The 12,997-nt window shown below is 70.7% G+C and carries 9 protein-coding genes; 8 read left to right on the top strand and 1 reads right to left on the bottom strand.

The window, feature by feature from the left end:
• The first annotated feature begins 53 nt into the window (after positions 1–53).
• The 7 genes from gnd to N802_RS14840 all read left to right on the top strand — a co-directional run bounded on the left by gnd (position 54) and on the right by N802_RS14840 (position 9,134).
• Positions 54–1,214 (top strand): phosphogluconate dehydrogenase (NAD(+)-dependent, decarboxylating), encoded by a 1,161-nt coding sequence (gnd, locus tag N802_RS14870; protein ID WP_052110004.1) that lies wholly within the window; start codon positions 54–56, stop codon positions 1,212–1,214.
• 22 nt (positions 1,215–1,236) lie between these two features.
• On the top strand, positions 1,237–2,433 hold the full coding sequence (gene recF / locus N802_RS14865) for a DNA replication/repair protein RecF (protein WP_035917762.1): 1,197 nt from the start codon (positions 1,237–1,239) through the stop codon (positions 2,431–2,433).
• Positions 2,426–3,031: a DciA family protein gene (locus N802_RS14860; protein ID WP_035917761.1), complete on the top strand. Its 606-nt coding sequence runs from the start codon at positions 2,426–2,428 to the stop codon at positions 3,029–3,031. The genes recF and N802_RS14860 overlap by 8 nt, the downstream gene beginning before the upstream one ends.
• Before the next feature lie 113 nt (positions 3,032–3,144).
• The gene (locus N802_RS19620) at positions 3,145–3,726 is read left to right on the top strand and encodes a hypothetical protein (RefSeq protein ID WP_052110003.1); all 582 of its coding nucleotides are present in this window, start codon (positions 3,145–3,147) and stop codon (positions 3,724–3,726) included.
• Between the two features lie 38 nt (positions 3,727–3,764).
• Complete coding sequence (locus N802_RS14850) at positions 3,765–5,276, top strand: protealysin inhibitor emfourin (protein ID WP_052110002.1); 1,512 nt, start codon at positions 3,765–3,767, stop codon at positions 5,274–5,276.
• Positions 5,277–5,391: 115 nt separating this feature from the next.
• Positions 5,392–8,313, top strand: a complete 2,922-nt coding sequence (locus N802_RS14845) for an alpha/beta fold hydrolase (protein WP_035917758.1) — start codon at positions 5,392–5,394, stop codon at positions 8,311–8,313.
• Positions 8,310–9,134, top strand: coding sequence for an ABC transporter permease (locus tag N802_RS14840; protein ID WP_035917757.1), 825 nt, complete (start codon positions 8,310–8,312; stop codon positions 9,132–9,134). The genes N802_RS14845 and N802_RS14840 overlap by 4 nt, the downstream gene beginning before the upstream one ends.
• Here N802_RS14840 and N802_RS14835 read toward each other — a convergent pair.
• The gene (locus N802_RS14835; RefSeq protein WP_052110001.1) at positions 9,127–11,862 is read right to left on the bottom strand and encodes an AMP-binding protein; all 2,736 of its coding nucleotides are present in this window, start codon (positions 11,860–11,862) and stop codon (positions 9,127–9,129) included. The two genes, N802_RS14840 and N802_RS14835, sit on opposite strands and share 8 nt — an antisense overlap.
• Before the next feature lie 86 nt (positions 11,863–11,948).
• Between N802_RS14835 and N802_RS14830 the strand changes: the two genes are divergently transcribed.
• The gene (locus N802_RS14830; protein WP_052110000.1) at positions 11,949–12,986 is read left to right on the top strand and encodes an extracellular solute-binding protein; all 1,038 of its coding nucleotides are present in this window, start codon (positions 11,949–11,951) and stop codon (positions 12,984–12,986) included.
• Positions 12,987–12,997: the final 11 nt, after the last annotated feature.

Genomic DNA, 12,997 nt, shown 5'->3' with positions numbered 1-12,997 from the left:
CGCACCGCCACGCATGAAGGCAGCGAATTCTCCGACAGCTGAAGGGGTTGGCAATGCAACTGGGACTCATCGGGCTCGGCAAGATGGGCGGCAACATGCGCGAGCGCATCCGTCGCGCAGGCCACGAGGTGGTCGGCTTCGACCACAACCCCAAGGTGTCGGACGTCAAGACCCTGCCGGCGCTCGTCAAGGCACTCGAGGCCCCGCGCGTGGTCTGGGTGATGGTCCCCCACGGCGACCCCACCCGTGAGACCGTCGCAAAGCTGGCCGACCTCCTCGACAAGGGAGACCTCGTCATCGACGGCGGCAACAGCCGCTTCACCGACGACATCGAGAACGAGAAGCTGCTCAAGGCCAAGGGCATCGGCTATCTCGACTGTGGTGTGTCCGGCGGGATCTGGGGTCTGGAGAACGGCTACGGCCTCATGGTCGGTGGCACCAAGACCAACGTCGCCAAGGCGATGCCGATCTTCGATGCGCTGCGCCCCGAGGGTCCGCGCGACGAGGGCTTCGTCCACGCCGGCGACATCGGTGCGGGGCACTACGTCAAGATGGTGCACAACGGCATCGAGTACGGCCTGATGCACGCCTACGCCGAGGGCTACGAGCTCCTCGAGAAGAAGGACATCGTCAAGGATGTCCCCGGGTCGTTCAAGGCGTGGAGCCGTGGCACCGTCGTCCGTTCCTGGCTGCTCGACCTCATGGTCAAGGCGCTCGAGGAGAACCCTGACCTCGAGGACGTTTCCGACTACACCGCCGACTCGGGCGAGGGGCGGTGGACGGTCGAGGAGGCCATCGCCAACGCGGTGCCCATGCCCGTCATCTCGGCGTCCCTCTTTGCCCGGTTCGCGTCGCGCCAGCAGTCGTCGCCGACGATGCAGGCCGTCGCCGCACTGCGGGGCCAGTTCGGCGGCCACCACGTCATGACGCTCAAGGAGGGCGACGACCTCCGCGCCGAGGCGGCGATGGGTCCCAAGAAGGTCAAGACAGCCCAGGTGAAGGCAGCGAAGAAGGAGAAGCCGACCAAGAGCGCCACGAAGGCGGCGGCCAAGGGTCGCAAGGTCGCTGCGGCGGGTCCGTCGTCCGGCTCGGGCTCGACCGGCGCCGCTGGCGGCCCGACCTCGGGCACCGGCACCGCCAAGAAGACCGCTGCAGCCAAGAAGGCCGGCTCCACGGCCGCGTCGACGCGGAAGCGCGCCGCCAAGAAGGCCTGAGCGAGTGAGAGGGCCCTGCTAGGTGTACGTCCGGCACCTCACCGTCGGCGACTTCCGGAGCTATCCGAGCGCCGAACTTCCGCTCGAGCCGGGCGTCACGACCTTCGTCGGACTCAACGGACAGGGCAAGACCAACCTCGTCGAGGCGATCGGCTACCTCGCGTCGCTCTCGTCGCACCGGGTTGCGAGCGATGCGCCGCTCGTGCGCTTCGGGGCGGCCCAGGCGATCGTGCGCGGTGCAGTCGTGCGGGACGGGCGCGAGTCCATGGTCGAACTCGAGATCAATCCGGGCCGGGCGAACCGGGCGCGGCTCAACAAGTCGCCGCTGACGCGGACCCGTGACGTCCTGGGCCAGGTGCGGACCGTCCTGTTCGCCCCGGAGGACCTCGCTCTGGTCAAGGGGGACCCGTCGGAGCGCCGACGTTTCCTCGACGACCTGCTCGTCGCTCGCCAGCCGCGCTGGGCCGGGGCTCGGGGCGACTACGACCGGATCCTCAAGCAGCGCAACGCCCTGCTCAAGTCGGCGGCGCCAGTGCTGCGGGGGCGTGGCAAGCAGCGACGACCGGTGGAGGGAGCCGATGTCGCGTCGGAGCGCGAGAGCGCGCTGCACACCCTCGACGTGTGGAACACCCAGCTCGCCCAGGTGGCCGCTCCCCTGCTCTATGCGCGCTTGCGGCTGTTGCGTGACCTGGGGCCGTTGCTCGGCAAGGCCTATGACGAAGTGTCGGCCGGCCAGTCCGATGCGCGCGTGGCCTATCGGTCCTCGCTGCGTGAGGAGATGGCGGGACGGATCGCCGCGGGCGAGGTGCCCGAGCTTGAGGAGTTGCACGCCGAGCTGCTCGAGTCCTTCGCCGAGGTGCGATCGCAGGAGATCGAGCGTGGCGTGACGCTGGTGGGGCCCCACCGCGACGACGTCGTCCTCACCCTCGGGGAGCTGCCCGCCAAGGGTTATGCCAGCCACGGCGAGAGCTGGAGCTTTGCGCTGGGACTCAAGCTCGCGGCATACCACCTGCTTCGTCACGACCTCGGGGACGATCCGGTGCTCATCCTCGACGACGTCTTCGCTGAGCTCGACACGGGTCGGCGGGAACGGCTGGCGGCGATGGTCGCGGACTGTGAGCAGGTGCTCATCACCGCTGCCGTGGAAGCGGACGTCCCGTCCGACCTGCACGGACGCACGTATGCCGTGTCGCTCGGCGAGGTGACCGCGCGTGAGTGACGATCTGGGTCCCGTTGCGGGACAGGGCGATTCGCGCGGGTCCGGCAACGAGGGCTCTGGCACGGACGCAGCCGGCGAGGTTTCACGTGAAACGGTGGCCGACCTGACGTCGGCTCCCGCGGACGCGCTCTCCCGGGCCAGGGCGGCCGCCCGGGCGCGGGGGCTGCGGCCGGGAGTCAAGCCGAAGCGCCGCTTCAAGGACGTGCCGGACGGTGCCGGTGGTGAGCGGCGGCGGGGCGGCCGAGATCCCCAACTGCTCGGGGACGAGCTCGATGCCTTCGTCAGCGAGCGGGGGTGGAAGGTCGACGTCGCGGTCGGCGCGGTCATCGGGCGCTGGCCCTCGATCGTCGGCCCGGAAGTCGCCCAGCACTGTCAGCCGGTCGAGTTCGCCGACACTGTCCTCACCGTGCGCGCCGACTCGACCTCCTGGGCAACGAACCTGCGGCTCATGTCGAGCACGTTGATGACGACGCTGGCGCGTGAGGTCGGCGAGGGCACCGTGAGTGAGATCCGCGTCGTGGGACCGAGTGCTCCGTCGTGGTCGCGCGGTGGGCGTCGCGTCCAGGACGGCCGGGGCCCCCGCGACACCTACGGCTGACCTGACCCCCACGAGCGACCGTGTTCCTCGGGCCCGGGCTCCCCTGTGGCATCACGCGTCACGCCTTTCGCGGACCAGAGGTATTTCGCGCTGAACAGGGTCATCCTTGGCGTGTGGCCGACGAGGAGTTGATCGTGGCGGGCTGGGTGCTCGTCCGGGTCGTCGATGCCCCCGTGTCGGTCGGCGTCTCGCTTCCACCCCACCTCCTGACCATCAGCGACTGCATCCAACCGGACCTGCCGAAGCCGGGCCCCTGCTTGGGCGACTGGTTCCAGGACCCGGCGCAGGCCGAGCAGGCAGCCGCGCGACTGACCCCGTCACCCGCGCTGCTCACCGTGGCGATGGCACCCAGCGACGCCTCCACCTTCGTCAAGGAGTGGGAGGGCGAGACGCCGTGGTTCGAGCGACTGCATCGGGCGGAGGCCCTCGCACCGGAGGCTGCAGTCCTGGGCTACGAGGTCGTCGGGGCCGAGGAAGTCCTCGACTTCCACTCCTGGCACTGTCACGGATACGCCGATGACGCGCGTCGTGACCTGGGAATCTCCCTGAACCACCTCGGTCTCATTGCCACGCTCCAGGAGGCCCGTTCGGTGATGCGGTGGATGCTGGGTCTGCCCTCCGACCAAGCGCCCAAGCCCGTGCCGTGGACCGTCGTCGCGTTGGCGGGGCAACGAGGACCAGGAGCCCTCTCCTAGAGCGCGCGAGTGTCGGTGCGGTGGCACAGGATGGGGGCATGACGACGCCCATCACCCCCAGCACGCCGACGTCCGAGCCGCAGCGACCCTCCTCCTCGACTCCGGTGTGGTGCGGGATCGTGCCTCCCTACGTCCTCGAGGCGCTCGCGACGTCGGGCGACCCGCACCTCGAGGAGCGGGCCCGGGAGACCCTGCGCCTCGACCAGCTCCGCTACGAGCGACATGGCCGCGAACACTCGTTGCGCGACGGCGGGGCCGTGGTGAGCCGTCGTGCCAACCGATCCACGACCGAGGAGCCGAACCGGATCGTCCACGACGCCGAGAACACGACTCGCCTGCCCGGCACCCGCGTCCGCGCCGAGGGCGACCCGGCCACCGACGACACCGCCGTCAACGAGGCCTACGACGGACTGGGCGCGACCTGGGATCTGTGGCACACGGCATACGACCGCAATTCGCTCGATGACCGCGGACTCGGGCTGCTCGCCACCGTGCACTACGGACGCAACTATGACAACGCGTTCTGGGACGGCTCACAGATGGTCTTCGGCGACGGAGACGGCGAGGTGCTGCTCGGGTTCACCCGCAGCCTCGACGTCATCGGCCACGAGCTCGCCCACGGCGTCACGCAATACACCTCGGGCCTCGTCTACCAGGACCAGGCCGGCGCCCTCAACGAGCACATCTCCGACGTCTTCGGCATCCTCGTCAAGCAGCGTGCCCTCGGCCAGACCGCCGAGCAGTCGGACTGGATCATCGGTGCCGAGCTGCTCGGCCCGACGGTCCAGGGCGTCGGGCTCCGCTCGATGAAGGAGCCGGGCACGGCCTACGACGACCCGCGGCTCGGCCAGGACCCGCAGCCGGGGCACATGCGCGACTTCGTCGTCACCGACGGCGACAACGGCGGCGTCCACATCAACTCCGGCATCCCCAACCGTGCCTTCCACCTCGTCGCGACCACGCTCGGCGGCAACGCGTGGGAGCGTCCAGGGGCGATTTGGTATGCCGTGATCACCGGTGACATCAGAGCGGACTGCGACTTCGCGACGTTTGCGGCGCTCACCGAGGCGGCTGCCGTCACCCTCCACGGCGAGGGGTCGGCTGAAGCCGAAGCGGTCCGGGCCGCGTGGCGGGAGGTTGGCGTCACCGAGGGGGCCGAGTCCGCCCCCGGCAGCCCTCCGGTGCCGGGGGCTCCGTCCCCGACTCCCACCCCGAGCCCAAGCCCAAGCCCGAGCCCGACCCCGGCTCCGGATCCAGGTCGGGTGACGGAGCCGCGCGAGGTCCAACTCCGCCGTACGGGCGGGTTCGCCGGACTGGTTCGAGAACGCACCGTCGTCCTCGATCAGCTCCCCGAGATCGACGCCCTCGCCTGGCGGAGCCTGCTCGTCGGCCCCGAGCCTCGGCTTCAGGAGTTCGCGGGTGGCCCCATGCAACCCGACCGGTTCAGCTACGGCGTGAGCTGTGCGGCACCGCCGATCGACCTGACGATCCCGGAACCTGCTCTGCCCGACACGGTTCGTGACCTCTTCGACAGGACCCTCGGCACCTGAGTCCGGCCGCGGCCCTACCTGCCGCGCGGAACCGGATGGGGTGCCGGACCGTTCGACCGGTGTGCGGCGCGTGCAGAACGACTCAGCTTGCCCCTCCCCTGGGAGAGGATGAGTCATGCCGCGACCCGCGCCAGCACGTCCCCGCCGCCGTGGCGTGCGCGCGGTAGCCCTCACGCTCGCCGTGGGCTGTGCCCTGACCGGTGCCGCCATGGTGCCTGCGGCGGGAGCCTCCGCTGCCGAGGCTGAGACCGCGGTGACGACGACCGACCAGTTCGTTGACGTGGGCGCGGAGGCCGACGGCACCGCGGTGCGCCTCGACACCCGGCTCTACCTGCCGGGCGGCAGTGGGGAGCCACGGCCGGCCATCCTGCTCGCCCACGGATTCGGCGGCAGCAAGGAGGACGTCGACGACGAGGCCCGGCGCTACGCCGCCGACGGCCACGTCGTCCTCGCCTTCACGGCCCGGGGCTTCGGACGCTCGGGAGGGCGGATCCACCTCAACTCTCCGGATCGCGAGATCGCCGATGGCCGCCTCCTCGTCGACCTCGTCGCGGCCCGGTCGGAGGTCGCCAAGGACTCGGCGGGCGACCCACGCGTCGCCGTGGCAGGCGGCTCCTACGGCGGTGCCTTCGCGCTCATGCTCGCGGCTGCGGACCCCAGGGTCGACGCCACGGTTGCCGCGATCACGTGGCACGACCTGTCGACGGCGCTCTTCCCGCAGGCGGCATCCGGAAACACGACACCCGGCCCCTACAAGCAGCTCTGGGGCACCCGCTTCTTCACCGCGAGCTTCGGCGCGTCCGCCAGTGGCGGCGCGGCCGGTGGTGCTGGAGGGGCCGCGGCGAGCGGGACCCCGGCCCCAGCCGCCACCTCGTCACCGGCCATCCCGACGACCCCGGGCACGCCGGCGACTCCGGGCACGACCCCGAACAACCCCCAGGCGGCTCCGGCCGACGCCCTGTGTGGCCGGTTCGACGTCGCGTTGTGCCGCGGGCTCCAAGCAGCTGCCGAGGACGGCCGCCCCAGTCCAGAACTCGCCGCGACGCTTCGCCGCAACAGTCCTCGCGGGACGATCGCCTCCGTCACGGCGCCGACTCTCCTCATCCAGGGCGAAGCCGACACCCTCTTCGGACTCGACCAGGCCGACGCCAATGCCGCCGGCCTCGCGCAGGCCGGCACTCGCCACGCGGTGCGATGGACCGACGGCGGACACGATGGCGCCTCCTCGAACCCCACCCTCGACGAGGAAGCCGCCCGGACGTGGCTCCGCACCTACCTCGCCGGCAGCCGGACCGACCCACTCCCCGTTCCCGCGTTCACCTATTCACTCCCCGTTCCCAGGCGCAGTGACACCGCGCCGGTCGCGACGCTCGACCGCTACCCGGGACTGCAGGGGAGCCCACAACAGACTCCGTTGCGGGCTCCCGAGAGCCCGACCGTCGTCCTCACCCCACCCGGCGGCCAGCCCAACTCGATGACCTCCGTGCCGGGACTGGGATCCGTCGAGCTGCCGACGTATCGGCTGGCCGCCCTCCCGGGCATGTCGGCCGCCTTCGACAGCGCCACCCTGCCGCGCTCACTCACCGTCGTCGGCTCACCCACGGTCAGCCTCCGGGTCACGTCCACGGGCAATGAAGCAACCTTCTTCGTCTCCCTCTGGCGGGTCGAGGGATCCGACGCCGTGCAGCAGCGCGCCCTCACCGCTCCAGTCCGCGTGGCGACGACACCGGGCGAGCCCACCGAGGTCACCGTCAACCTCCCCCCGTCGGTGTGGTCGATGGCCGCCGGAAGCCAATGGCGGGTCCTCGTCACGTCCACCGACAACTCGTTCACGGTGCCACGGGAGGCCCGTGCCGACCGGATCACGCTCGCCGACGCCACGCTCACCCTCCCCACTGCGGCGGGCGCGATCGTCCCCGCGACGACCGAGCGCGACACCGAGTCCCTCGCTCTCGTCGCCGGTATCGCAGCCCTCCTCCTGGTCATCGCCGCGTCCGCGCTCCTGCGCTGGCGGCGCCGACACCGTGAGCACGTCCGCGAGGACTATGCCGACATTCCCCTCGTCGTCGACCACCTCGTCAAGACCTATGCCGACGGGCACCGGGCCGTCGACGACGTCTCCTGGCGGGCCGAACGCGGCCAGGTCGTGGGCCTCCTCGGACCCAACGGCGCCGGCAAGACCACGACGATGCGGATGATGCTCGGACTCATCACCCCCGACTCGGGGTCGGTGCACGTCCTCGGCCGACCCGTGCACCCCGGCTCGGAGATCCTCGGCCGGGTGGGCGCCCTCGTCGAAGGCCCCGGGTTCCTCCCCCACCTCACCGGGCGCGAGAACCTCAAGGCCTACTGGGCCGCGACCGGACGCCCCGCCGACGAGGCCGACCTCGACGAGGCCGTCGCCGTCGCGGCCCTCGGCGGCGCTCTGGACCGCCCGGTCCGCACCTACAGCCACGGCATGAAGCAGCGACTCGGCATCGCCCAAGCCATGCTCGGCAAGCCGGAGGTCCTCTTCCTCGACGAGCCCACCAATGGTCTCGACCCGCCCCAGATCGCGGCGATGCGCCCGATCCTGCAGTCCTACGCCGCCTCGGGTCGCACGGTCGTCGTGTCGAGCCACCTCCTCGCCGAGGTCGAGCTGACCTGCAGCCACGTCGTCGTCATGCACGCCGGTCGGGTCGTCACGGCGGGTCCGGTCGCCGACCTCCTCGCGAGCCAGGACACGACGGTGTTCGAGCTCGCGACGGCGGACGGCCTCGAAGCCGCACGGGACGCGCTCGAGGGGGCGGACGGCATACTCTCGCTCGAAACGATCGACGAACCCTCCAAGCCGACCCTCACCGTGGTCTCGAACCGACCGCGTGAGGAGGTCGTCCGGGCGGTCGTCGCCTCCGGTGCCGAGGTCGTCGGGGTCGGCAGTCGGCGTCACCTCGAGGAAGTCTTCCTCGGCGTGATCGCCTCGTCGCAGGTCCGAGCCGACGACGGCACCGGCGACGCCGGCCTCATCGAACGACTACGACAGGTGCGCGCGCGATGAGCCGACCCCTTTCCTGGCGGTCCGAGCTGAAGCGGCAGCTCGGGCGCCGCCGCACCCTCTGGGTCATCGGGATCGTTGCCGCACTCCCCCTCATCCTCGTCGCGGCCTTCTCGCTCGACGACGAACCGGGTCGCGCCGACGACCCCACGATCCGGCTCGTCGACCTCGCGACGAGTGGCGGCCCGAACTTCACCGTCTTCACGCTCGTCGTGTCGGCCGAACTCCTGCTCTTCATCGTCGCCGCGCTCTTCGCCGGGGATCCCGTGCCGGCGGAGGCGTCATGGGCGTCGCTGCGCTACTTGCTCACCGCCCCGGTAACGCGGGCGCGACTCCTCACGAGCAAGCTCGTCATCGGCTTCCTCTCGACAGCCAGCCTCGTCGTCGTCCTGCCGGTCTGGGCGCTGCTCATCGGCACCATGGCCTACGGATCGGAGCCGTTCACGATCCTCGGCGGCGGCGAGATGCCGTTCGGCGAGTGGTTCCCGCGGATGGCGGTCGCGGTGGCCTATGTCCTCGTGACGATCGCGCCCATCGGCGCCTTCTCGTTCTGGGTCGGGGTCAGGAGCCAGACCCCGCTGGCTGCGGTCGGCGGTGCGCTGATCCTCCTCATCGTCTCCGGCATCCTCGACTCGATCGACGCGCTAGGTGACTGGCGCAAGGCGCTGCCGGGGCACTACTCACGGGCGTGGCTCGACATGCTCGTGTCCGGTCCGATCGACTGGGTCGACCTGCGGCACGGGGCGCTGTGGTCGATCCTCTATACGGTGCTGTTCGTGGCCCTCGGCTACCGGCGGTTCCGGCGTCAGGACATCCTCAGCTAGCGGACGCTCTGGCGCGTGGGACGCGGGCGCCGACCCAGCGGGCGATCGGCTCGACGATCGGCGACGCCCCGCGCCACGCGATCCATCCCGTCAGCAGGGCGATGACGGCGCCGAGCAGCGAGTAGCCCACGCGGCCCATGACCTCCCACTGCACGAGGTAGATGTAGAGGCTCGCCGAGGCGACCGGCACCAGGATGGGCACGACGAACGCCGGCACCCGAACCGACCGCACCCACAGGAGGACGAGCAGCCCCACGGCGATCGTCGCGTCACGGGTCGGGTCACCGTAGAACCCCGGAACGACCACGACGATGTATGCCGTGAGCAGCCACCGCTGCCACGTCACCGTCGTGCGCGCCATGGCCCACCCCAGGGCGAAGATCCACAGCACCATCCCCGGCCGGCCATTGACGTGGTGGCTGCCGACGGAGACGAGGTCAAAGCGCACGACGAGCCCCAGCAACGCCAGCCCCACCGGAACCGCGAACGGACGGGCCCGCTCGAGGCGGTCGAGCGCCGGGACGCAGAGCAGCAACGCCAGGCCGACGAGGATGTGGACCATGGCCTCGATGAACCAGTAGCGCCACTGGGCGTGGACGTTGTCGCCGCCGATCGAGGTGAGCAGGGCCGCGTTCCACCCACTGAAGCGGTCGTCGATGAGCACGAGGACGCCCACGAACACCGCGCTGGGCACGGCGATCCGCGTCACCGACTCGAGGACGTGGGAGATCCGCTCGCGTCGGGGTGCGTCGGACAACTGGAATCGGGCGAAAGCGAAGCCGGCGACGGCGAGCAGGACGTGCGCTCCGCCCTGGATGTCGAGGACGCCCGCGTGGGTGAGGACGATGACGGCGATGGCGACCCCGCGCAGGACGACGGACGTCTCGAGGCTGCGCAGTCGTGAGCTGAGCCGGGAGCGGGACGTCGTGGAGTGGGTGCTGGGCTCGGGACCGGACGACAGCCGCGCGAGGTCCCGCACCGGGCGCGTGTGCCACGACGGGGGAAGGGTGCCGAGCAGGCCCTCGAGCCGCACCGAGGCCTCGACGTAGGACAACGAGTCTCCGCGCAGCGTCACGAACGAGTCGTCCACGGTCGCGTCGGGACGGTCGAGCAGGTCGGCGTAGAGCGCCCGAACCTGCTCCGTCTTCGTGCCCCGTTGGGACAGGCGGCCGGGGCCGTCGGCCCGGGACCCCTGTCCCAAGGGGGCACAAAGACGATCCGTGACACTCGGCGACGGGGCACTCAGCCGGTCGGAGGTGACGCAGGTCGGCTCACCGAAGGCGTCGACGAGTGCTGCCAGAGCGGGGCGGTCGACCTTCCCCGACACCGTCCGCGGGACGTCGCCGACCTCGGTGACCACGACGCCAGCGCGTGGCACGGCATACCGATCGCTGATCTCGCGGCGCACGGAGGTGAGATCGGCGGCGACAGATCCGGTGAGCGCGACGAGCAGCCGGTCACCACCATCCATCGCGTATGCCGTCCGCCCACCTTCGGCGAGGTCGCTCTCGACCCGATCCAGGTCGATTCGCAGGCCGCAGACCTTGGCGAAGCGGCTGCGGCGGCCGACGATCTCGACGAGACCGTCGGCGTCGAACCGGGCGAGGTCGCCGGTCCGGAGCTCGCTCAGCTCCGCTCCGCGGGCGAGGTCGGAGGGCTTCTCGGCGTAGCCCATCATGACGTTGCCGCCCTCGTAGACGAGCTCTCCCACGCCCGGCCCGAGGTCTCCGGCGTCACCGTCGAGCGGGTCGATGCGGAAGTGTCCGCCGCGCACGGCGACGCCGATGCTCGACGGGTGCGAGGCGGCGAGATGCGTTGGGAGAGTTGCCATTCGGGCGGTGGCCTCGGTCTGGCCGTACATCACCGCGAACTCGAAGCCGCGGCGCTCGCCGAGTTCGGCCCAGCGCCGGACCGCCGCCGGGTCGAGGCGACCGCCGGCCTGGGTGACGAGACGCAGCCGGGGCAGGTCCATGCCCGCGAAACCCGCCGCGTCGAGCAGGTCGAACGTGTAGGGCACCCCCGCGAGCGTCGTCCCGCCCGCCTCCCGGAAGGCGTCCCAGAAGCAGGTGTCGACGACGGAGAGGTCGGTGAGGAGGACGCCGGCGCCGACCGACAGGTGGCTCAGGAGGATGGAGAGGCCGTAGCAGTACTGCAGCGGGAGGGTCGTGGCCGCGACGTCGTCGGCGGTGATGCCCAGGGCGTCGACGATCTGAGCGGCGTTGCAGTCGAGGTTCGCCGCGCTGAGGCGGACGAGCTTGGGAGAGCCGGTGCTGCCCGAGGTCGAGAGCATGAGCGCCAGGTCCGGGTGCAGGTCGTGCGCACTGTCTCGGTGCTGCGGGGTCCGGTGTTCGAGGTGGGCGCCGTGCGCCACGACATCCGGATCCCACGCGTCGAGGAGGGGCGCCTGGGTCCGAACATTCGCGTCCAATAGGTCAGAAATCGTCGGGGAAGGGGCCGGGGTCGCTGAGGTGACGATGACGGGGTGGGCGCCGTCGAGCGCCGCGAGCAGGGTCACGACCGTCTCGACGTCGTTGCCCGCCTCGAGGAGCACGAGCCGCGGAGCGGAACCCAACGCGGACCGGCGCGCGTCCACGCGATCGGCGAGGACGGCATACGACATCGTCTCGAGTCCGGACCGGCCCTCCCACCGCAGCGCGACAGCGTCGCCGAAGGACCGCAGTCGCCCGACCAGGGCGACGCGGTGCCGAGGCAGGACCGGGGTCGTCACAACCGGAGAGGTTAGTGGAATTTGGACAGGCTTACCTAACTCCGTAAGAATGCACACGTCAGCGCCACCCCGTCCAGGAGTCACCTGTGCCCACCCGCCGCCTGAAGCGTGCCGGCCTCGCCGGCCTCGTCACGACCGCTACCGTCCTCCCCCTCGCCGGCTGCGGCGTGCTCGGGATCGGCGGCAGCAACGCCGACCTCCAGATCTATTCGGCGCGGCACTACGACCTCGAGGGTGCGTTCGGCGACTTCCAGGAAGAAACCGGCATCACCGTCGAGTTCATCTCCGGCAGTGACGCGGAGCTGCTCCAGCGGATCAAGGCCGAGGGCGCCGACGGCGAGGCCGACGTGTTCATGACGGTCGACGCCGGCGCGCTGTGGAATGCCGGTCAGGAGGGCGTGCTCAAGCCCGTCGAGTCGGCCGCGCTCACCGAGGCCGTCCCAACCGACCTGCGCGACAGCGGCAACCAGTGGTTCGGCCTCGCGATGCGCGCCCGCACGACGATGTACAACCCCGACAAGGTCAAGCCGACCGACTTCGACGCGACGAACACCTACGCCGGCCTCACCGACCCGAAGTGGAAGGGCCGCCTCTGCATGCGCGACTCCACGTCGGCCTACACCCAGAGCCTCGTCGCGAGCCTCATCGACCTCGAGGGCCGCGACAAGGCGCTCGCCACGGTCAAGGGCTGGGTGGCCAACGAGGTCGACATCAAGTCCAACGACGTCGAGCTGCTCAAGGCGATCGACGCGGGCACGTGTGACGTCGGCATCACGAACCACTACTACCTCGCCCGCGAGCAGAAGAAGAACCCCGACTTCAACGTCGCGCCGTTCTGGGCCTCGCAGGAGGGTGCCGGCACGCACGTCAACATCTCCGGTGCGGGCGTCGTCAAGACCTCCGACAACGCCGCCCAGGCGCAGCAGCTCATCGAGTGGCTTGCCAGCAAGGGGCAGAGCGCGTTCGTCGACGGCAACCACGAGTACCCCGTGAACGAGTCGGTCAAGCCCGAGCCGGTCATCGCCGAGTTCGGCGAGTTCAAGCGCATGCCGGTGTCGGCCGAGGCCTACGGGTCGCAGAACGCCGAGGCGGTCAAGGTCCTCTCCGAGGCCGGCTACAAGTGACCCGCCGGGCT

The organism is Knoellia sinensis KCTC 19936 (assembly GCF_000768705.1).
Taxonomy (GTDB): domain Bacteria; phylum Actinomycetota; class Actinomycetes; order Actinomycetales; family Dermatophilaceae; genus Knoellia; species Knoellia sinensis.
The sequence above is the reverse complement of the archived record's forward strand: the minus strand, read 5'-3'. Positions and strand labels throughout refer to the sequence as shown.